The sequence below is a fragment of the Allobosea sp. LjRoot237 genome (assembly GCF_964253285.1).
Taxonomy (GTDB): Bacteria; Pseudomonadota; Alphaproteobacteria; order Rhizobiales; family Beijerinckiaceae; genus Allobosea.
The window spans coordinates 2,145,949-2,166,278 of the sequence record NZ_CAXUQP020000001.1 but is presented as its reverse complement, the minus strand read 5'-3'; the positions used below and the strand labels follow the sequence as shown (position 1 = coordinate 2,166,278).

Here is a 20,330-nt window from a genome sequence, read left to right as displayed (position 1 = left end):
CATGCTGAAGGTCATCGCCCAGGACTTCATCAGGCTCGAAAGCGTCGAGCTGGTGAAGCCGCTCTACCGGGAACTGGTCGAGAAGACGCGGGCTGAGCCGCTCTGCCTCGCCTATGATCTCTTCATCGACCGGAAGGATCCCGGGCATTTCGTCTTCGTCGAGCAATGGCCGGACCAGGCGGCACTGGACGCCCATTGCCGGAGCGAGCATTTCACGCGGCTGGTCCCGCTGATCAACCAGCACCAGCGGCAGGACTGCATCGTCACACTGATGGATGCGTTCGAAGCCTAGGCAGGGCTGGCTTCGGGCGGCGCGGCTATTGCGGCGAGCCCCGCTTTATTCCGTCCTTGATGAACACCCGGAATGGCGTCGTGCCGCTGGCGCTGCCATCGGCCGAGCGCCATTTGCCGTTCATGCAGAGCACACCACCTTGCGTCTCGGCCGCCTCGAACTCGATCAGGTTGTGATAGGTCGTCCCGTTCGGCTCGACGGCACGGAACTTCGTCGTGCATTTGCCGCCGGAGACCACCGGATCATAGTCATGGATCATGATCCCGCCGCCGCCCGTGCTCGGAAACGGGTTGGTCAGCGGGGACCAGTCGTCAAAGCTTTCCTGGGCTCCAGCGCCGTGGATGGCGAGCGCGGTACACGCTGCGATGAAGCTGAAGAATGCGGCGTCGCGCATGGCAAAGCCTCCAAGGTCCGATAACCTCGGCTACGTGGCCTGACAGTGCTTGGATGCAGTCGCGCACGCATCGGACCGAAAAGTGGAATCCACTTTTCGGAAGAATCCGATGCTAAAACTATGTGATAGATCATCGTGATCGCGTCCATTCGGACGCGCGATGATCTAGCGCCGCTCGGCGCGGCCCTGCTGGCGCTCGACCAGTGCCAGTGCGGCCGTCCTGTCGTTTGCGCTCGCGCTGGCGAAGGCGGCGTCGTAGCGCTCGACGATCCAGGTCTCGCGGGTGGTGTCGGCGCCTTCGCGAGCGAGCGCCAGCCACATCAGCCCGATGATCGGGTGGCGCGGCACGCCATCGCCGCCACGCAGCAGCATGTCACCGAAGACGGCGCGTGCCGGGGCATGGCCCTTCTCGGCCGCGAGCTTCATCCAGCGCGCCGCCTGGCGCGGATCGCGCGAGACGCCGGTGCCGTTGAGATAGAGCCGGGCGAGATTGTACTGGCCGTCCGGGTCGCCGAAATAGGAGGCGGCGTAGTGGAACATGTCGAAGGCGCGATCGGGATTGGGCTTCACATAGCTGCCCTTGATCCCGTCGAGGAAATAGCCGCCGAGCGCGACGAAGGCCGCCGCGACGATGCGTCCGTCAGAGGTGCCTGGGATTTCGTCGGCATTCTCGTCCGCGATCTTCGAGAAATACTCGAAGGCCTTGAGATCGTTGGTGGGTACGCCATCGCCGCTGGCATAGACCCGGCCGAGCTTGAACTGCGCCGCCAGATGGCCTTGGGCCGCAGCATATTCGAGCGCCTTGACCGCCCCGGCCTGATCGCCGGCGGTCGAATCGCGCATCCAGGCCTTCAGCGCATCGCGGGCGCTGCTGAACGGAGCGATCGGCAACGCGGTATGTGCGGCAGGTCCGCTCGGAGCGGGTGCGATCGCGCCACGGCCGGGAGCAAGCGGTACCGGTGCAGCGAGACCCTGCGACTCCGGCTCCGGCAGCGCGATGCCTGGAATCGGGCGTGGCGGCACTGGCATGCGCTCTGCGGCTGCGTCCTGCGCCCAGACTGCCTGCTGGCAGCCCAGAGCGAGCAACGCTCCGGCAATGATGGCGTCAGATATCCGCATAGCACTGTATCTCGGCTGCGCCTCCCGGATGGGTGACGGCGCCGCCCTTGGCGGAACCGACCGTCTGCGCGTATTTCCAAAGCGCGCCCGACGTGTAGTCCGTCTTGCGCGGCGTCCAGGCCTTACGACGCTCCTCAAGTTCGGCATCAGAAAGGCGGACTGCGAGCTTTCCTGTGATCGCGTCGAGCTCGATGATGTCGCCGTCGCGGATCAGGCCGATCGGACCGCCGACAGCAGCCTCGGGGCCAACATGGCCGACGCAGAAACCGCGCGTCGCGCCCGAGAAACGGCCATCGGTGATGAGCGCCACCTTGTCGCCCATGCCCTGGCCATAGAGCGCCGCCGTGGTCGACAGCATCTCGCGCATGCCGGGGCCGCCCTTCGGCCCCTCATAGCGGATGACCAGGACGTCGCCGACCTCGTATTCGCGTTTGCTGACGCAGGCGAAGGCGTCTTCCTCGCAATCGAAGCAGCGCGCCGGCCCGGTGAAGACGAGCTGCTCGGGCGTCATCCCGGCGATCTTCACGATCGCGCCCTCCGGCGCCAGATTGCCGACGAGGCCGACGACGCCGCCATTGTCGGAGAGCGGCTTGTTCGCCGGACGGATCACGTCCTGCTCATCGTTCCATTTCACCGAGGCGAGGTTCTCGGCGATGGTGCGGCCGGTGACCGTCATGCAGTCGCCGTGCAGGAAGCCGTGGTCGAGCAGGGTCTTCATCAGCAGCGGAATGCCGCCGACCTCGAACATGTCCTTGGCGACGTATTTCCCGCCCGGCTTCAGATCGGCGATATAGGGCGTCTTCTTGAAGATCTCGGCGACGGCGAACAGGTCGAAGTCGATGCCGCATTCATGCGCGATCGCCGGCAGGTGCAGCGCGCCATTGGTCGAGCCGCCGGAAGCGGCGACGACCATGGCGGCGTTCTCCAGCGCCTTGCGGGTGACGATGTCGCGCGGCCGGATGTTCCGGGCGATCAGCTCCATCACCATCTCGCCGGCGGTGTAGCAGAAGGCGTCGCGGACATCGTAGGGCGCCGGCGCGCCGCAGCTATAGGGCAGCGCCAGGCCGATCGCCTCGGCGACCGTCGCCATGGTGTTGGCGGTGAACTGGGCGCCGCACGAGCCGGAGGACGGGCACGCGACCTCCTCGAGCTCCTTCAGGTCCTCGTCCGACATCGCGCCGACCGAGTGCTTGCCGACGGCCTCGAACACGTCCTGGACCGTGACCGGCCGGCCCTTGAAATTGCCGGGCAGGATCGAGCCGCCATAGATGAAGATCGACGGCACGTTGAGGCGCACCATCGCCATCATCATCCCGGGCAATGACTTGTCGCAGCCAGCGAGCCCGACCAGCGCATCATAGCAATGGCCGCGCATCGTGAGTTCGACCGAGTCGGCGATGACCTCGCGCGAAGCCAGCGACGACTTCATGCCCTGGTGGCCCATGGCGATGCCGTCGGTCACGGTGATCGTGCAGAACTCGCGCGGCGTCCCGCTGGCCGAGGCGACGCCCTTCTTCACGGCCTGGGCCTGGCGCATCAGCGAGATATTGCAGGGCGCGGCCTCGTTCCAGCAGGAGGCGACGCCGACAAAGGGCTGCGCGATCTGCTTCGCGGTCATGCCCATCGCGTAATAATAGGACCGATGCGGCGCACGGGCCGGCCCGACACTGACATGCCGGCTGGGCAACTTCGATTTATCGAAAACGCGCGCGTCCATGCAAACTCTGTCCCGCCACCCCACCTGGCGGGCGCCAGATGTGCCACGCTGTTGCCCGCCGGTGCAATCATCTGCCCCGAGGCGGCATGCGAAGCACTTTTCTGCTCCGCACCCTGCCCGATGGGGCTTAATTCTTCCGTATCTCAGATAGTTACTGAAGTTCGCAGCTGGGGCCGCTTTGTGGCGGCTTCGCGGCAATCGTGGCGGCCTGTAGGGCCAGCACTGCAATAGCTGCCGATGTTGTAGAAATGTCACGAATTTTAGGGATCGCGGCGGGACACGCAATGAACCTCGCCGCAACCCCGGCGCGCATCCGTTCGACGGTGTCCGGTCACGATCCCGGCACCACCGTAGACGCCGGATGACGCATTCATGATGGGCTGGGAGAACCCCTGTAGACTCGGCATTCGCGCCAGCTCGCACCGGACCAGGTACACCTCGCCCAAGGCCTTGGAATCTTGCGACTTTTGAAGCACCAGACTGCCGGATCTGACATTCGATCCTTGTATCTCGCGGCTCAGCTTAGAATTTGTATAATCAAGATGCAGTTTAGAAAGAATACAACACATTGAAACAAAAGGGATATTACCTTGACCACCTTCGCCTGCCGCTCTACCGCTCCGGCCGATATGGCTGATTTCAGAGCCCCCGCCCGAAGGAGCGAAACATGACCATCAAGACCGCGCTCGTCACGACAGCCCTGGCCTCCTGCCTGCTGGCCGCCCCGGCCCTTGCGCAGAGCGTCAACCTCTACACGACGCGCGAGCCGGCCCTGCTCAATCCGGTCATCGAGGCTTTCACCAAGGACACCGGCATCAAGGTCAACGCGGTCTTCCTCAAGGATGGCCTGCAGCAGCGTATCCAGGCCGAGGGCGCCAACAGCCCGGCCGACGTGATGCTCGTCGTCGATGTCGGCGAGATCCAGGCTGCGGCCGATGCCGGCATCACCCAGCCGGTGCAGTCGGCGCTCGTCGACAAGACCGTTCCGGCCGCGCTGCGTGGCGCCGGCAACAATTGGGTCACGTTGACCCAGCGCGCCCGTATCGTGGTCGTCTCGAAGGACCGGGTGAAGCAGGACGCGATCACCTATGACGAGCTCGCCGATCCCAAGTGGAAGGGCAAGTTCTGCATCCGCGCCGGCCAGCACCCCTACAACAACGCCTTCTTCGCGGCCTATCTCGCCCGCAACGGCGCCGAGAAGACCGAGGCCTTCCTCAAGGCGGTCAAGGCGAACACCGCCCGCAAACCCGGCGGCGGCGACCGTGACGTCGCCCGCGACATCCTCTCGGGCCAATGCGACATCGCCATCATCAACACCTACTATATCGGGCTGATGAGCAAGGCGACGAACGAGCAGAAGGGCTGGTACGAGGCGATCAAGCCGCTGAAGACCACCTTCACCGGCGGCGGCACCCATGTGAACGTCTCGGCCGCAGCGATCGCCAAGAACGCGCCGAACAAGGACGGTGCCGTCAAGCTGATCGAGTACATGCTCAGCGAGAAGGCGCAGACCCTCTATGCCGACGGCAATTTCGAATACCCGGTCAACCCCGACGTCAAGGAAGCCGCGGCGGTGAAGCTGCTCGGCGCGCTGACACCCGACACGACCCCGCTCGGCGACGTCGCCAAGAACCGCAAGGCCGCGTCCGAGCTCGTCGACAAGGTCGGCTTCGACAATTGAGCCTGAACGCATCCGCGACAGCTGCAGAACGGCCGCCAGCAACCCGCTGGCGGCCGTCGACGCGTCTGCTCTATGTCACGGTGGCTGCGGCGGGGCTGGTCGCGCTGCCGGTATTGGCGCTCGCTTTCACTGCATTGTCGCGCGAGGCGCTGACAGTCTGGCCGCATCTGACCGCCAACGTCTTGCCGGTTGCGCTCTGGAACACGGCCCTTCTGCTCGCCGGCATCGCCCTGTTCTGCGGGGCCGTCGGCACCGGCGCGGCCTGGCTGGTGACGCAATACGAATTTCCCGGCCGCCGCAGCCTGGAATGGCTGCTCGTGCTGCCGTTGGCTCTACCGACCTACATCACGGCTTACGTCTACGTTGAAATCCTCGGCTTCCAGGGGCCGTTCCAGAGCGCACTCAGGGCACTCACCGGCTGGCGCTCGCTGCGCGACTACTGGTTCCCGGACCCGCGCAACCTGCCGGGCGCGATCCTGATCCTCGGGCTCGTGCTCTACCCTTATGTCTATCTCAGCGTGCGCGCGCTCTTTGCCATGCAGAGCGCCGCGCTGATCGAATCCGCCCGCACGCTCGGAACCAGGCGCTGGCCGCTGTTCTGGCGCATCGGCCTGCCGATGGCCCGCCCCGCCCTCGCCGCCGGCCTCACGCTCGCTTTGCTCGAGGCGCTGAACGACATCGGCGCCAGCGAGTATCTCGGCGTCCGCTCTCTGACAATCTCGGTCTACACCACCTGGATCAATCGCGGCTCGCTGGCGGGCGCCACCCAGATCGCCTGCGTCATGCTGCTCGTCGTCGTCGGGCTGATGCTTGCCGAGGCGCGCACGCGCGGGGCGCGCCGTTTCACCCTGCCGGTGAAACGGCCCCGGCCGGTCGGGCGCATCCGGCTTTCAGGCGCCCGCGCCTGGATGGCGGCGCTGGCTTGCTTCCTGCCCGCACTGTTCGGCGCAGTGCTGCCATTCTTCTATCTGCTCGGGGAGCTGTGGCGCCGCGACCTCTTTGCCCAGGCCGATGCGGCGCTCTGGCGCGCGCTCGCCAACACCGTCTCGATCTCGGCGCTCTCGGCCGCACTGATCGTGGCCATCGGTATCGGCATCGCCGCAGCGCTGCGGCTCGGGCGCGAGCACGCCCTGCCGGCCCTCGCCCGCATCGCCTCGCTCGGTTACGCCTTGCCGGGAACGGTGCTGGCACTCGGCCTGCTGGTGCCGCTCGCAGCCTTCGACAACCTCGTCGCCGATGCGAGCCGCACGCTCCTGGGCACGAGCCCTGGCCTGCTGCTGCTCGGTTCCGGCACGGCGCTGGTCATCGCCTATCTGGTGCGCTTCCTGACCATCGCGGTGAACGGCGTCGAAAGCGGCTATGCCCGGATCTCGCCGCGCATCGACGACGCGGCGCGCTCGCTCGGCGCGAACAGGCACGAGCTCCTGCACCGGCTGCATTGGCCGCTCATGCGTCCTGCCATCGCCGCCGCCGCCCTGCTCGTCTTCGTCGACTGCATGAAGGAGCTGCCGGCGACATTGCTGCTGCGCCCGCTCAACTTCGACACGCTCGCCACGCTGGTCTATGGCCACGCCGCCCGCGGCGTGTTCGAGGATGGCGCCCTGGCGGCACTGCTGATCGTGGCGATCGGCATCTATCCGGCGTTGAGGCTCGCCCGAGCCGGCGAACAGCTACCGGCCGCGCGGGAAAATTGAAATGTTTCCCCGGCTTTGCGATCCTTGCCCGGCGCGCTGAACTCGACATTCGTAGAATGGGAGGCTAAACCCTTGCCGCGCGACATATATCGGCCGCCTCAAGCCGATTCGGCCGCGATATCAGGTTGCTGCCTGACGACGACCCCTCCGCCGTCGGGCCGATGAAGGCCAAACGCCAGGCCATGTCACGACGCACACTCTTCCTCGGCCTCGCCGCCGCTGCGTTGCTGCTCGTCCTCGGGCTGCGGCCGTGGAATCTTGCGCTGTCGCAAGTCGAGCGTTCCGTCATCGCCGGCATCGAGGCTCGGACCGGCCTCAAGGTGACGGCGCTGCGCCGCGCCGAGATCGCCTTTCTGCCGCTGCCCCGGATCAGCCTATCGGATGTGAGCTTCGCCGATCCCCAGGGGGTGTTGTCCGGCAAGGCGGCGCGCCTGCGTGCCAGAGCCCGGCTGCTGTCGCTGATCGGCGGCCAGCTCGATTTCGACCGCATCGACCTCGTCGCCCCCGAGCTCGATCTCGCCGTCGCGGACACCGGCGGCAGCTACGCCGAGTGGCAGAACCGCGCGCTGGGTTATCTCACCCGGCTCGAGAGCCAAACGCGGCTCGTCCTAACCTCCGGCAGCGTCATGGTCCGTGCGGGCGGCACGGTCCTGACCACGCTGCGCGACGTCAACGTCGTGATCGACGAGCGAACGGCGCAGGCGCCGGTCGCCCTCGCCGGCTCCTTCACCTGGCGCGGCGAAGCCACCAAGGTCGACCTGTTCTGGCCGGTGGCGGGCGAGCGGGCGCGCACTGCCTTCTCGATCGGCTCGCGCCTGATGAGCCTGCGGTTCAACGGCACGCACTCAGCCGCGCAGGGCGTCACCAATGGCCAGATCGAGTTCAGCACGAAGTCGCTCCCGGACGCCCTGGCCTGGGTCGGCTCGCGCCCGCGTATCGCCTCCCTGGTTCGCCAGGTCGAGCTGACCGCGCAGGCCCAGCTCAATCAGAACAGCGCCTCCCTCGACTCCGTCGTCGCGACTATCGATGGCGACCAGCTCGAAGGCGCGCTCAAGCTCGACGGCTCGATGCCGAGCTGGGCGCTCTCCGGCACGCTCGCCGGAGCCGAATTCGATCTTGGCCGCCTGCTCCGGCAGGCCGGGTTGCCGGCGCCTTCCGGAGGCAGCGATGCCGGTACCGCGCCACTCGAGTTCGACGGCTGGACGACCAACGATATCGATTTGCGCTTGTCGCTCGATTCCGCCCGGGTCGGCACTGCCCGTGTCCGCGATCTGGCGGCGCAGCTACTGATCCGAAAGGGCCGGTTCGAGGCCTCGCTCCTGCGCGCCGCCGCCTATGGCGGCTCGGCCCGCGCGCGCATTCTCGCCACACCGGTCGCGGCCGGCTCGGACGTCAAGCTGCAGCTCGGATTGGAGAAAGTGAACCTCGCGCTGGCGGCCGACGACCTGCCGGAGATTGCTCGCCTCAGCGGCACGGCAACCGGGCAGCTCGCTTTCGAAGGCGTCGGCGACAATGTGGAACAGGTGGTGAGCTCGCTGACCGGCCGGGCCAACCTGACGATCCGGCAGGGCGAGTTCCGCGGCATCGCCTTCCCGGATCTGCTGCGCAAGGCCGAGAAGCCACCGGCCTCCGCGCGCGACTGGCGCCAGGGCAAGAGCGCCTTCGAAACGCTGCAGCTTTCCGCGCTCGCCAATCTCGGCGTGGTCTACCTTACCGATACCCAGCTCGCCGGCTCCGGCTATGGCGTCGTCCTGAACGGCACCGCCGATCTCAGCCGGCGCTGGCTCGATCTCAACGGCGCCCTGAGTTCGACCACGACCTCGGCGCGCGTGCCGTTCGAGGTCCGCGGCCCCTTCTTCGGCGCCGCCTTCACCCCCGAGATCGACGCGATGCTGCGGACGCTGGGCCCGGCGATCCCACTGCTGCGCTGATACGCCCCCGACGTCATTCTCGGGCGAAGCGAAGCGCAGACCCGAGAATCTCAGGACGAGAAGGCGCTGATTGACGCCTCATGCTGCCTGAGATGCTCGGGTCAAGCCCGAGCATGACGTCACCTAGCGCGGCGGAGCTCGTAGGGAGGCGTCAAGCCTCCCCGGCCGACTCCTCGCCCCCACCGGTCTCACCTTCGACGGTCTCGCCCTCTTCGTCGGCCTCCTCGCCGATGCGCTCGACCGAGACGACCTTCTCGCCGTCACCCGTATTGAACACGGTAACGCCCTGGGTCGAGCGGCCGGCGATGCGGATGCGATTGTTCGGCCCGGCATCGACGGGCACCCGGATGACCTGGCCGCCATCGGTGACGAGCATGATCTGTTCCTTCTCCTCGGCCGGGAACGAGGCGACGAGCTTGCCGTTGCGCTCGTTGACCACCATGGCGACGATGCCCTTGCCGCCGCGCCCGGTGACCCGGTACTCGAAGGAGGAGCTGCGCTTGCCGTAGCCATTCTCCGAGAGGGTCAGGATGAACTGCTCGGCGGCGCCCATCTCGGCGTATTTCTCCTGGCCGAGATCGATGTCGCTGCCAGCATCCTCGGCATCGCCGTTCGTCACCGGCTCAACCATCTCGTCGCCCTCGCCGGTCAGCGCCTTGCGGGCGGCGGCGGCGCGCTTGAGATAGGCGGCGCGCTCGTCTGGCGTCGCGTCGAGATGGTGCAGGATCGCGAGCGAGATCACCTCGTCGCCCTCGGCCAGGTTGATGCCGCGCACGCCGGTCGAATCCCGGCCCTTGAAGACGCGCACTTCGGGGACGGCGAAGCGGATACACTGGCCGCCGGCGGTGGTCAGGAGCACGTCGTCATGCTCGGAGCAGATCTGCACATCGACGATGGAATCGCCCTCGTCGAGCTTCATCGCGATCTTGCCGTTGCGGTTGACCTGGACGAAGTCGGACAGCTTGTTGCGCCGGACATTGCCCGTCCTGGTCGCGAACATCACGTCGAGCCGCTCCCAGCTCTCCTCGTCCTCCGGCAGCGGCATCACCGTGGTGATGCGCTCGTCCTTGTCCAGAGGCAGCATGTTGTTGAGGAACTTGCCGCGCGCGTTCGGTGCCGAAAGCGGCAGCCGCCAGACCTTCTCCTTGTAGGCCTGGCCCAGCGAGGAGAAGAAGATGATCGGCGTATGCGTATCGGCGACGAAGAGGCGGGTGACGAAATCCTCCTCGCGCGTCGACATGCCAGAACGGCCCTTGCCGCCGCGCTTCTGCGCCCGGTAGGTCGAGAGCGGCACGCGCTTGATATAGCCGGCATGGCTGACGGTGACGACCATGTCCTCGCGGGCGATCAGGTCCTCGTCGTCGAGATCGGAACCCCAGTCCTGGATCACGGTGCGGCGCGGCGTGGCGAAAGCGGCCTTCACCTCGGCGAGCTCGGCCTTGATGATCTCCTGGATGCGGGCTCGCGAGCGCAGGATGTCGAGATAGTTCGAGATCTCCTTGGCGAGCTTCTCGAGTTCGTCGCCGATCTCGTCGCGGCCGAGAGCCGTGAGGCGGGCGAGGCGCAGCTCGAGGATCGCCTTGGCCTGTGCGTCGGAGAGACGGTAGGTCCCATCGGCGTTCATCGGGTGGCGCGGATCGTCGACCAGTGCGATCAGCGGCGCGATGTCCTCGGCCGGCCAGTCGCGCGCCATCAAGGATTCATGCGCCACGGCCGGGGTCGGCGCGGTACGGATCAGGCGGATCACTTCGTCGATATTGGCGACGGCGGTGGCGAGGCCGCAGAGCACATGGGCGCGCTCGCGCGCCTTGTTGAGCAGATAGCGCGTGCGCCGCGAGACCACCTCTTCGCGGAACTCGACGAAGGCGGCGATGAAGTCCTTGAGGTTCAGGATCTCCGGCCGGCCGCCGGTCAGCGCCACCATGTTGGCGCCGAACGAGGTCTGCAGCGGGGTGAAGCGGTAGAGCTGGTTCAGAACCACGTCGGCGACGGCGTCGCGCTTGATCTCGATGACGACGCGCACGCCCTCGCGATTCGATTCGTCGCGCAGGTCCGAGATGCCCTCGATCCGCTTCTCGCGGACGAGATCGGCGATCTTCTCGACCATCGTCGCCTTGTTCACCTGGTAGGGCACCTCGGTGACGATGATCGCCTCGCGCTCCTTGCGCAGCTCCTCGATATGCGTCTTCGAGCGCATCACGATCGAGCCGCGCCCGGTGTGATAGGCCGAATGGATGCCGCTGCGGCCCATGATCTGGGCACCGGTCGGGAAGTCCGGGCCGGGCACGATCTCGATCAGCTCGTCGATCGTGATCTCGGGATTCTCGATCAGCGCGATGCAGGCGTCGATGACCTCGCCGAGATTATGCGGCGGGATGTTGGTCGCCATGCCGACGGCGATGCCGCCGGCGCCGTTGACGAGCAGGTTCGGAAAGCGCGCCGGCAGGACCGTCGGCTCATGCTCCTTGCCGTCATAGTTCGGCTGGAAGTTGACCGTGTCGAGGTCGAGGTCCTCGAGCAGCGGCATCGCCGCCTTGTCGAGGCGCGCCTCGGTATAACGATCGGCCGCCGGCGAATCGCCGTCCATCGAGCCGAAATTGCCCTGGCCGTCGATCAGGGGCAGGCGCAGCGAAAAGTCCTGCGCCATCCGTACCAGCGCGTCATAGACCGCGAGATTGCCGTGCGGATGGTATTTACCCATCGTGTCGCCGACGATGCGGGCGCACTTGGTATAGGGCCGGTCCGGCAGGTTCTTGTTCTCGTGCATCGAGAACAGGATGCGCCGGTGCACGGGCTTCAGGCCGTCGCGGACATCGGGAAGAGCGCGGCTCACGATCACGCTCATCGCGTAATCGAGATAGCTCTTCTTCATCTCGTCGGTGATCGCGATCGGCTTGATGTCGCCGCCGAACTGCGGGCCGTCGTCGCGCTTGTCGTCGTTGTCTTCGCTCAAGGGAAAAAGTCCCGTTTACCGCTGGTTTTTCAACGTTCTGGCTAGCCGATTCCGACGCGCGAAGCCAGCAAAAGGCGACTCTATTCAGAGAAAATAAAATCGTTTTGTTGCAGCGGCTTGCGAGTGATTCTTGATTCGCTTTCGCGTGCCTTCCGCAATCTCGCCATGTTTCATGCGTGACGCGCACGCTGGGCCGTGACTAGATTGACCTCACGACGCTGAATCAGGGCCTTGCAGCGCGACCGAGAACAGCCCGAGGGAGAGACATGTTCGCCGAATATCTCTCCTCCGCCCTCGTCACCCTGCTGGTGACGCTCGATCCGCCCGGGCTGGCGCCGATCTTCCTGTCGCTGACGCGCGGCATGTCGGCGAGCGAGCGGCGGCAGGTCGCGGTCCGCGCCTGCATCATCGCCTTCTGCATCATGGCCTTCTTCGGCCTCGCCGGCGACGTCGTGCTGAAGGCGCTCGGCGTCTCGCTGCCGGCCTTCCGCATCGCCGGCGGCCTGCTACTGTTCTGGATCTCGTTCGAGATGGTGTTCGAGCGCCGCAACGAGCGCAAGCAGCAGACCGCCGAGACCGCGATCACCCAGGATCACATCCGCAACGTCGCCGCCTTTCCGCTGGCGATCCCGCTGATGGCGGGCCCGGGCGCGCTGACCGCAATGATGCTGCTCGCCGGTCGCGCCGACGGCAATATTGCGATGCTGTCCTCACTCGCCGCGATCTGTGGCCTCGTGATCCTGTCCTGCCTCGTCGTCTTCTTCCTGGCGGTGCCGATCGCGCGCCTGCTCGGCGTCACCGGCAATGTCGTGCTGACCCGCCTGCTCGGCGTCATCCTCGCCGCGCTGGCGGTGCAGTTCGTCATCGACGGCATCAAGGCCGTGGCCACGGGATAGGCGCCGGCCGTCGCAAGCGGAGACGAGACAGGAATTGACAGGCTAGTGAAGTTCGGCGAGCTTCATTCTTACATAAAGTAAGAATGAATGGGCGGAACGTGGCTTGGAGTCGACTCGAGACGCGGGCGGCGATCCTGGACTATCTGTGGCGCACGCACGGATCGTTCCGGCCAGAGCTGATCGGCTATGTCAGCCTCACCGACGCCAGTGTCTCCCGCATCCTCAATGAGCTGCGCGCAGAAGGGCTCGTCACGGAAACGCGCCGGCGTGCGCCCTATCGCGGGGGGCCGAGCGTCTTCGTCGGCCTGAGCGCGGCGCAACAGGTCGGCGCGATCGAGCTGTCCAACGGCGCCATCCATACCGGGGTCGGTACCCTCACCGGCGAGGTCCTCTCCTCGGGCACCCGACCGCTGCCGGACGGCGCGTCGCCCGCAGAGACGCAAGATGCCATCGCCGACGCTATAGAGTGCCTGGCGACATGGTCGCGCGGCGGCACGCAGCCGCTACGGCAAGTCGCAATCTCCGTGCCCGGCTACCACCCGGAGCGTACCGCCAATCCGATTGTACCCTTCGATCGGCGCGGGACGCTGGCCCGTCTCGAGGCCGCATTGCCTAGCGTTCCCGTCACCATCGCGGACTCGATCGTGGCGCGCACCCTCACCCACAGGCTCGGCGCCATGCCGAAAACGCCGGAGGAGCCCTATCTCCATGTCTTCATCGGCCATGGCGTGGGGGCAGCCTTCGTCGACGAGCAGGCAGAGGGTGACGGGCTGACGATCTACGAGCTCGGCCACAACGTCGTCGCGCGCCACGGGCCGCCATGCCGCTGCGGCCACCATGGCTGCGTCGAAGCCTTCGTCTCGACGACGGCATTGGCCAGCCTGCTCGGGATCCCCGAGCCGGACGTGCTGGCGGGACACATGCCCGCCGCTACGGCGCTCGCGCCGGCCATCCTCGCCGAGATCGAGCTGCGCCTCGCCGATCTCGGCATGGTCCTCGGCAATGCGCTCAACCTGCGCCGCGTGCGCCGGATCGTCATTGCCGGGTGGCCAGAGTGGCTCGGGCAACGTGCCAAACTTGCGCTGATGGCCGGGCTGGACCGCAGCCTCTTCGCGGGAGCCCAGGATGTCTCGCTCGCCTTCTCGCCGATGCCGCTCGGCCAGGAGCCTGCATCCGGCCTCGCCCTCGCCTGCTTCGCCTTCATCCGCCGCGGCGGCCAGAGAGACGCGCCCGAGGCCTCGGGCACGCAAACCGACTACGCCGCCGCCGAGCGCTAGACCCAGGAGGACTGCATGAAGACGAAATGGATCCTTGCCGCGTTCGCGGTCGCCCTGGCGGCGGTCCCGGCGGCGGCGCAGTCCGTCCTCAAGGTCAGGCCGTCGGGCGACGTGAAGATTCTCGATCCGATGCTGGGCTCCGATTCGATGGCCCGCAATTTCGGCTACATGATCTACGACACGCTGTTCGCCGTCGACGCCACGCTCGCGGTGAAGCCGCAGATGGTCTCGACCTGGCGCAACTCGGAAGACGGCAGGATCTGGGATTTCACCCTGCGCGACGGCCTCGTCTTCAGCGACAGCCAGCCCGTCACCTCCGAGGATGTGATCGCCTCGCTGAAGCGCTGGAGCGGCAATGACAGCATGGGCCAGCAGCTCAATGCGCGCGGGGCGCGCTGGACCGCGACCGACGCCAGGAGTTTCCGGCTGACGCTCGACCAGCCCTGGGGCTTTGTGCTCGACGCGCTCGGCAAGCCTGGCGCACCGGTGCCCTTCATCATGCCGGCACGGATCGCGGCTGCGACACCGGCGAACCAGCCGGTGACGGACCAGACCGGCTCGGGCCCCTTCGTCTTCAAGAAGGACGAGTGGATGACCGGCGCGAAGCTCGTCTTCCTCCGCAACCCGGTTTACGTCCCGCGCGCCGAGCCGGCCGACGGCTTCGCCGGCGGCAAGGTCGTCCATGTCAATCGGGTCGAATGGCACATCCTGCCGGACCAGCAGACCGCCGTGAACGCACTGATGACCGGCGAGATCGACATCAGCGAGGAGGTCGCGGGCGACCTGATCGGGCTCGTACGCAAAGCCAAGGACGTGGTCGTGGCGCGTCAGGACGAGATCGGCGTCGCTCAGCAGATTCGCCTGAACTCGACACAGCCGCCCTTCAGCAATCCCAAGCTCCGGCAGGCGCTGCTCGCCGCGGTCGATGGCAGCGAGTTCCTGCAGGCGGTCATCGACGACCCGTCCCTCGGCAAGGTCTGCCGCTCATTCTATGTCTGCTCCTCGCCTTACTTCTCCGAAACGGGCTTCCCAAAACCGGATCTGGAGCGCGCCAGGCAGCTCGTGAAGGAGAGCGGCTATGACGGCACACCCGTGGTGCTGCTCGATGCCAGCGAGAACACCAACATCCACGCCTTCACCATGGTGGCTGACCAGGTCCTGCGCTCGATCGGTCTGAAGACCGACATCCAGGCGATGGATTGGGCGACGGTGGTCAGCCGCCGCGCCAGCAAGGAATCGGTCGGGCGCAATGGCTGGTCGATCTTCATCTCCGGCCCGGGTGGCCTCGACATGATGGAGCCCCTGAGCCATCTCGGCCTGCGCTCGAACTGCGAGAAGGCCTGGTTCGGCTGGCCCTGCGACGAGCAGATCGAGGCGATGCGCGCGAGCTTCGCGGGCTTGTCGAGCCTCGAGGAGCGCAAGGCCCTCGCCGAGAAGATCCAGCTCCGCGCGACCGAGACGGTGCCTTATGTCCCGATCGGCCTGCAGTATCAGATCCGTGCCCATCGAGCGAACCTGACCGGCCTGCTGACGCCACCGGCGCCGGTCTACTGGAACTTGCAGCGCAAGTAAGGCTCTTCGCCCACCGGATCGACCGAGCTCCCGTGCCGGAGCGGCCTGAGCCGCCCCGGACGGAACCGGCGCAGTCTCAGGCGGAGCGCGCCAGCCGCCAGCGGGCGACGTCCGCGACGACGAACAGGCCGAGGCTGACGCCCGCCAGCGGCAGCGCCCAGCCCAATCCCGCGGCAACGAGAACCGCCGCCGCCCTGCCCGGCCAGCCGAGCCGCAGCCAGGTCTGGACCACTGTGCGCGGCAGCGAGCCCGGCGCCGGCCGCTGGCGCCACCAGATCCGGTAGCCGAATACGGTCGTCACCATCAGCGCAGTACCGAGCCCCGCCATCAAGAGCTGGTTCGGCCAGCCGAACAGGATGCCCATATGGGCGTCGATGCCCCAGCGGATCAGCTTGGCGATCAGCGGAAAAGTCTCGAAATCGACCCGGCTCACCACCGAAAGATCGCGCGGATCGAGCGCGAGCGTGTCGACCTGCGTCGGCCAGCTACGGTCGTATTCCCGAACGAGCCAGGCTTGCCCCTCGCCGCGCGGCGGCCGCATCTCGACATGCGGGGACTCGATCCCGGCCGCCTGCGCCGCTGCAAGCACGCTGTCGAGCTGATCCACGCTCCCCGGAGCCGCCCCTCCCATGGCCGGGCCGTGATCGCCATGATGGGCGTGGTCGTCGGCCGGGGGCGCCGCGCCGAGCTTCAGCGAGACCGAGGGCGTGACCCAGCCAAGGCTGGCCCTCAGCGCGTCGATCCGATCGCCCGCATATTTCGACCAGGTCAGCCCGGTAACTGACAGGAAGACGAGACCGAGCGAGAGCGTCAGCCCGATCAGGCCATGCCAGCGCCGGTCGCGCAGCGCCGGGTTAGCCCGCGCCCGCTCGGCGGCCCGTGGGTGACGCCGCCAGAACCACATCGCGACGCCGCCGAGCACCACCGCCCAGAGCCAGGACGCCGCCAGCTCGCTGTAATGGCGCCCGAACTCGCCGAGCAGCAGGTTGCGGTGGAGATAGTCGAGCGTCGTCCGGAACGGCAGGATGCCGGTGGTGCCGTAGACGACGAGGTCGCCCTTCACCGCCAGCGAGACCGGATCGATGAAGATCGCCCGGCTCTCGGAATCGCCAAGCCCAGCTTGAGCGAACATCACGCTCGTCGTCTCGCCCGCTCTCGGAGCGGGACGGATGGCGAAGAAGCGCGGCCCCTCGCCGATATGCTTGCGTGCGGCCTCGGTCTGAGCGGCGAGCGAAGCGGGCGCGCCTGCCGTCGTCGCGGTCAGCTGCTCGCGATAGATGAGGCTCTCGATCTGCGGCGTCAGCACATAGAGCGTGCCGGTGAGGGCCGCGATCAGGATGAACGGGCCGACGAACAGCCCGGCATAGAAGTGCAGCCTTCCGATGAAGGCCTTGAATTCGGACGATAACGCGAAGGCGCGGCCGGCTCCGGCACGCGCTTCGAAATCCGCATGGGCGGTCATTGCTGGTTTCCTCGATAGACCTGCCCGTTCCCCGCCGGCGAGCTCTCGCTCGGCAAAGGTCCGGTCGTTGCGACGAAAGCGGCCGCCAGGGCCGCTGTGACGTCAGGTCTGGAGAGGAGGTCCTCTGGGGCGAGCAGCGAGCCGCTCTCGTCCCGGCAGCGGCCGTCCAGCCAGATCGTCGAAACGAACGACCGTGGCGCGTGGCTCGGCGCTTTCGGGCTGCGCGGCTCTGTCAGGCGGAGCGTAGGCGGCGCCGATCCAGGCGCAGCCGAGCAGGCAGCAGGCCGGCAGATGCGGCGCGGGCTCCTCGCCCGGGAGCGGAAGGCTCGCGGCGCCCGATGCGCACAGCGTCAGATGCGCGGCGCGGTCGAGCAGCGCCGGCGCGAGGCTCTGTCCGGACACGACTGCGCCGAACAGCCCCTGCAGCACGAGCACATAGGCCGCGATGATCGCGACCCAGGATCTCGCTCTGAAGGACTTGGCTGCGTTCAAGGACGGGCTCCCTGCACCGTCGATAGCGAAGGCCCCGGAAGCTGTCTATCAGCCGAACCGCCGCAGCGGTCCTAAGCCTTGACGTAGACGAAAGCCTCCTTGCCCGAGGCCAGCTTGACGCTGATCCGCTTGTAGTCGGCGACCTCGTAGCGATCGGCTGCCGCGAGTTCCTCGGCGCTGACGCTGAAGACCTTGCCGGACACGCTGTCGGCCGGATTATCGCTCGGCGCCACCATCGGATGGAAACGCTTGCCGCTGGTGCGGATCACCTCTGGATCGGTGATCTCGAGCATGGTCTGGGAAAAGCCCGGCATGGCGTCAGGATGGCCGTCGAGCAGCCGCCCGAACGAGGAAAGCTGCACGTTCTCCTGCTGCAGCGTGCCATAGGAGAACAGAAGGATGCTGCGCTCGTCGGCCATGCTCGCGATCTCCGCCTCCCGCGGCTAGAGCGCCGCCAGCAGCTTCTCGCGCGCCGCGCGCGAGCCGGCAAGGCGCTGCCGTGCCGCAGCCAGGATGGCGGCCGGCGCCTCCTGCGGCGTACCGGCCCGGAAGGGCGGCTCCGGCGCATATTCGAGCGAGAGCTGGATCAGTTGCGCCTCCTCCTCGCCGAGCAATTCGGCGATCACCGTCAGCCCGAAATCGATGCCGGAGGTGACGCCGCCTGCGGTGATCAGGTTGCCGTCGCGCACGACGCGTCCTTCTGTCGGGATCGCGCCGAAGCGCGCCAGCAGGTCATGCGCGTTCCAGTGGCTGGTCGCGCGCTTGCCCTTGAGCAATCCGGCCATGCCGAGCACCAGCGATCCCGTACAGACCGAGGTCAGATAGCGCACCTGCCCGGCCCGCTCGCGCAGGAAAGCGAGAACGGTCTCGTCCTGCAGCAAGGCGTTGACCCCGCTGCCACCCGGCACGCAGAGCACGTCGAGCGGCGGGCATTCAGCAAAGGTCGTAGTCGGCGTCAGCACGAGCCCGGTCGCGGCCTTGAGCGGCGCTGTGTCCTTCCAGACCAGATGCACTTCTGCATCCCGGGCCGAGGCGAAGACCTCGTAGGGACCGGTCAGGTCGAGCTGCTGGACCTGCGGGAAGACGAGGATGCCGAAGCTGAGGGGCATGGTGCGAACTCCTGATTGACGAGAGCAGCCTAGCGCGCAAAACTTTGGCCGAACTGCCAAGCATCCCTCGCTTCATGCCAAACCAGCGCCGCATCGAGATCCTGACCTTCCCCGGCGGGCAATTGCTCGACGTCGCCGGGCCCCTGCAGGTCTTCGCCACCGCCAACGACCTGGCGCACCTCGCTGGCCGGCCCCTGCCCTATGAGACCGCGGTCATCGCCACCGAGGGCCGCGTCGTCACCAGCTCGAAACTCGAACTCGGCGCGGCATCGCTCCCAGAGCCGACCACGCCGCTGCACACGCTGGTCGTCGCCGGCGGCTACGGCGTCAACGCCGCCTGTCGCGATGCGGCGCTGGTCGCCTGGATCCGGCAGCGTGCTGGAGCAGCGGAGCGCGTCGCCTCGGTCTGCAGTGGCGCCTTCCTGCTTGCGGCCGCCGGACTGCTCGACGGCCGCCGCGCCGTGACGCATTGGGGCCGCTGCGCCGAATTCGCGGCGATGTTCCCTTCCGTGCGGCTCGAACCCGACCCGATCTATATCCGCGACGGCGATGTCTGGACCTCGGCCGGCGTCACCGCCGGGATCGACCTTGCCCTCGCGCTGGTCGAGGCCGATCTCGGCCGGGAACCGGCGCTCGCCATCGCCCGCCAGCTCGTCGTCTTCCTGAAACGCCCCGGCGGTCAGGCCCAGTTCAGCGCGGCGCTGACACTGCAGGAGAAAGACGAGCGTTTCGACCGGCTGCACAGCTGGATCGTCGAGAACCTGCGCGGCGATCTCTCGCTGGAGAGGCTCGCCGGCACAGCCAATATGAGCCTGCGCAGCTTCGCCCGGCATTATCGCCAGGCGACGGGCCGCACGCCCGCCCGCGCCGTCGAAGAGCTCCGGATCGAGACGGCGCGCCGCCTGCTCGAACAGGGGCTTTCGGTGGCGCAGACCGGTCGCCGCTGCGGCTTCGGCTCGGAGGAGACCTTGCGCCGTGCCTTCCTGCGCCGGCTCGGGGCGAGCCCGCAGGCCTATCGCGACAGGTTCGCCGGATAGGCCCGATCGGTTCTCCGCAGCGCCAGCTCCGTCAGCCTTGTCACTGGGGCAGTGTTCTCTCGTATCCCGGAAGCCTTGAGCCACGTAAAGAAGCCATGCGGTCGGGCGCTACGTCCCGCCCGCTTCGGGCGCAGGCAGATCCACGGCGGAAGCGAGCCGGCCCTTCCCCCGTCGGTACAGCGTCGCATGAGCTGCAGGCGCCAGCAGATCGGCATGCGGCTCGAATCCCGCGACGACCTTGTTGAATGGGACGGCACCGCAGCCGGGCACGGCGCAATCGAGCTTGCCTTTGGGACAGGCATTGAAGCTGCAAAGCCGGCCGAGATAGCGATCGCTTCCCGGCTCGATCAGGAAGATCTCGACCAGATGCCCCGGAACGCTCGGGCCGACGCCGGCCGCATAGGCGTCGCGCAAGGCGCCGTCGCGCGCCCGGCGCAATTCCGCCAGCCGGTCCAGCTTCGACAGCCACACCGCGAGATCGACGTCCTTGCACTCGTGCCAGACCTCGACGCCGGCCCGGCGGAACTCCCGGAAGCGCGGAACCTCCTTCCAGAGCGGCTTGGCGACGGAACCGATCAAGGCGACGGCCTCGACCTCCTCGAACGCCGTCAAGGCGTCCGTCACGACATCGGCGGCCCTGCGGAACTCGTTCCGGCGCCTCAGCATCAAGCGGTCTTGCTCCGAGATCAGCGAGCGCCGCATCG

The 20,330-nt window shown here is 67.1% G+C and carries 17 protein-coding genes; 8 read left to right on the top strand and 9 right to left on the bottom strand.

Going from position 1 to position 20,330, the window contains the following annotated elements; translation table 11 throughout:
* Nucleotide 1: 1 nt before the first annotated feature.
* Nucleotides 2–292, top strand: coding sequence for a putative quinol monooxygenase (locus ACSQ24_RS10590; protein WP_436094630.1), 291 nt, complete (start codon nucleotides 2–4; stop codon nucleotides 290–292).
* A gap of 25 nt (nucleotides 293–317) precedes the next feature.
* Here the strand turns inward: ACSQ24_RS10590 and ACSQ24_RS10585 are convergent, their stop codons facing one another.
* The 3 genes from ACSQ24_RS10585 to ilvD all read right to left on the bottom strand — a co-directional run bounded on the left by ACSQ24_RS10585 (nucleotide 318) and on the right by ilvD (nucleotide 3,522).
* Nucleotides 318–686 carry a hypothetical protein gene (locus tag ACSQ24_RS10585; protein ID WP_436094629.1) on the bottom strand — a complete coding sequence of 123 codons (369 nt, stop codon included), beginning with the start codon at nucleotides 684–686 and terminating at the stop codon, nucleotides 318–320.
* Between the two features lie 165 nt (nucleotides 687–851).
* Entirely contained in the window at nucleotides 852–1,805 is a 954-nt protein-coding gene (locus tag ACSQ24_RS10580) for a tetratricopeptide repeat protein (protein WP_436094628.1), read from the bottom strand.
* Nucleotides 1,792–3,522: a dihydroxy-acid dehydratase gene (gene ilvD / locus ACSQ24_RS10575; protein ID WP_436094627.1), complete on the bottom strand. Its 1,731-nt coding sequence runs from the start codon at nucleotides 3,520–3,522 to the stop codon at nucleotides 1,792–1,794. The genes ACSQ24_RS10580 and ilvD overlap by 14 nt, the downstream gene beginning before the upstream one ends.
* A gap of 667 nt (nucleotides 3,523–4,189) precedes the next feature.
* Between ilvD and ACSQ24_RS10570 the strand changes: the two genes are divergently transcribed.
* The 3 genes from ACSQ24_RS10570 (at nucleotide 4,190) to ACSQ24_RS10560 (ending at nucleotide 8,828) form a co-directional block, all read left to right on the top strand.
* On the top strand, nucleotides 4,190–5,203 hold the full coding sequence (locus ACSQ24_RS10570) for an extracellular solute-binding protein (RefSeq protein ID WP_436094626.1): 1,014 nt from the start codon (nucleotides 4,190–4,192) through the stop codon (nucleotides 5,201–5,203).
* On the top strand, nucleotides 5,200–6,897 hold the full coding sequence (locus ACSQ24_RS10565; protein WP_436094625.1) for an ABC transporter permease: 1,698 nt from the start codon (nucleotides 5,200–5,202) through the stop codon (nucleotides 6,895–6,897). Before ACSQ24_RS10570 ends, ACSQ24_RS10565 begins: the two co-directional genes overlap by 4 nt.
* Nucleotides 6,898–7,079: 182 nt before the next feature.
* The gene (locus ACSQ24_RS10560) at nucleotides 7,080–8,828 is read left to right on the top strand and encodes an AsmA family protein (RefSeq protein ID WP_436094624.1); all 1,749 of its coding nucleotides are present in this window, start codon (nucleotides 7,080–7,082) and stop codon (nucleotides 8,826–8,828) included.
* Between the two features lie 151 nt (nucleotides 8,829–8,979).
* Here ACSQ24_RS10560 and gyrA read toward each other — a convergent pair whose 3' ends face one another.
* Nucleotides 8,980–11,781 (bottom strand): DNA gyrase subunit A, encoded by a 2,802-nt coding sequence (gyrA, locus tag ACSQ24_RS10555; protein WP_436094623.1) that lies wholly within the window; start codon nucleotides 11,779–11,781, stop codon nucleotides 8,980–8,982.
* A gap of 266 nt (nucleotides 11,782–12,047) precedes the next feature.
* Between gyrA and ACSQ24_RS10550 the strand changes: the two genes are divergently transcribed.
* The 3 genes from ACSQ24_RS10550 to ACSQ24_RS10540 all read left to right on the top strand — a co-directional run bounded on the left by ACSQ24_RS10550 (nucleotide 12,048) and on the right by ACSQ24_RS10540 (nucleotide 15,526).
* Complete coding sequence (locus ACSQ24_RS10550) at nucleotides 12,048–12,677, top strand: MarC family protein (RefSeq protein WP_436094622.1); 630 nt, start codon at nucleotides 12,048–12,050, stop codon at nucleotides 12,675–12,677.
* A gap of 98 nt (nucleotides 12,678–12,775) precedes the next feature.
* Nucleotides 12,776–13,954, top strand: coding sequence for an ROK family transcriptional regulator (locus ACSQ24_RS10545; RefSeq protein ID WP_436094621.1), 1,179 nt, complete (start codon nucleotides 12,776–12,778; stop codon nucleotides 13,952–13,954).
* 15 nt (nucleotides 13,955–13,969) lie between these two features.
* Complete coding sequence (locus tag ACSQ24_RS10540) at nucleotides 13,970–15,526, top strand: ABC transporter substrate-binding protein (protein ID WP_436094620.1); 1,557 nt, start codon at nucleotides 13,970–13,972, stop codon at nucleotides 15,524–15,526.
* A 76-nt stretch (nucleotides 15,527–15,602) separates the two neighbouring features.
* Here the strand turns inward: ACSQ24_RS10540 and ACSQ24_RS10535 are convergent, their stop codons facing one another.
* The 4 genes from ACSQ24_RS10535 to ACSQ24_RS10520 form a co-directional block, all read right to left on the bottom strand.
* Nucleotides 15,603–16,988 (bottom strand): PepSY-associated TM helix domain-containing protein, encoded by a 1,386-nt coding sequence (locus ACSQ24_RS10535; protein ID WP_436094619.1) that lies wholly within the window; start codon nucleotides 16,986–16,988, stop codon nucleotides 15,603–15,605.
* Between the two features lie 102 nt (nucleotides 16,989–17,090).
* A complete protein-coding gene (locus tag ACSQ24_RS10530; RefSeq protein WP_436094618.1) occupies nucleotides 17,091–17,480 on the bottom strand; it encodes a hypothetical protein in 390 nt (129 codons plus the stop codon).
* A gap of 71 nt (nucleotides 17,481–17,551) precedes the next feature.
* Nucleotides 17,552–17,899, bottom strand: coding sequence for a gamma-glutamylcyclotransferase family protein (locus tag ACSQ24_RS10525; protein ID WP_436094617.1), 348 nt, complete (start codon nucleotides 17,897–17,899; stop codon nucleotides 17,552–17,554).
* A 24-nt stretch (nucleotides 17,900–17,923) separates the two neighbouring features.
* Complete coding sequence (locus tag ACSQ24_RS10520; RefSeq protein WP_436094616.1) at nucleotides 17,924–18,589, bottom strand: DJ-1/PfpI family protein; 666 nt, start codon at nucleotides 18,587–18,589, stop codon at nucleotides 17,924–17,926.
* 74 nt (nucleotides 18,590–18,663) lie between these two features.
* Here ACSQ24_RS10520 and ACSQ24_RS10515 point away from each other — a divergent pair, with 74 nt between their 5' ends.
* Nucleotides 18,664–19,626, top strand: coding sequence for a GlxA family transcriptional regulator (locus ACSQ24_RS10515; protein ID WP_436094615.1), 963 nt, complete (start codon nucleotides 18,664–18,666; stop codon nucleotides 19,624–19,626).
* Between the two features lie 108 nt (nucleotides 19,627–19,734).
* Here ACSQ24_RS10515 and ACSQ24_RS10510 read toward each other — a convergent pair whose 3' ends face one another.
* Complete coding sequence (locus tag ACSQ24_RS10510) at nucleotides 19,735–20,328, bottom strand: hypothetical protein (protein ID WP_436094614.1); 594 nt, start codon at nucleotides 20,326–20,328, stop codon at nucleotides 19,735–19,737.
* Nucleotides 20,329–20,330: the final 2 nt, after the last annotated feature.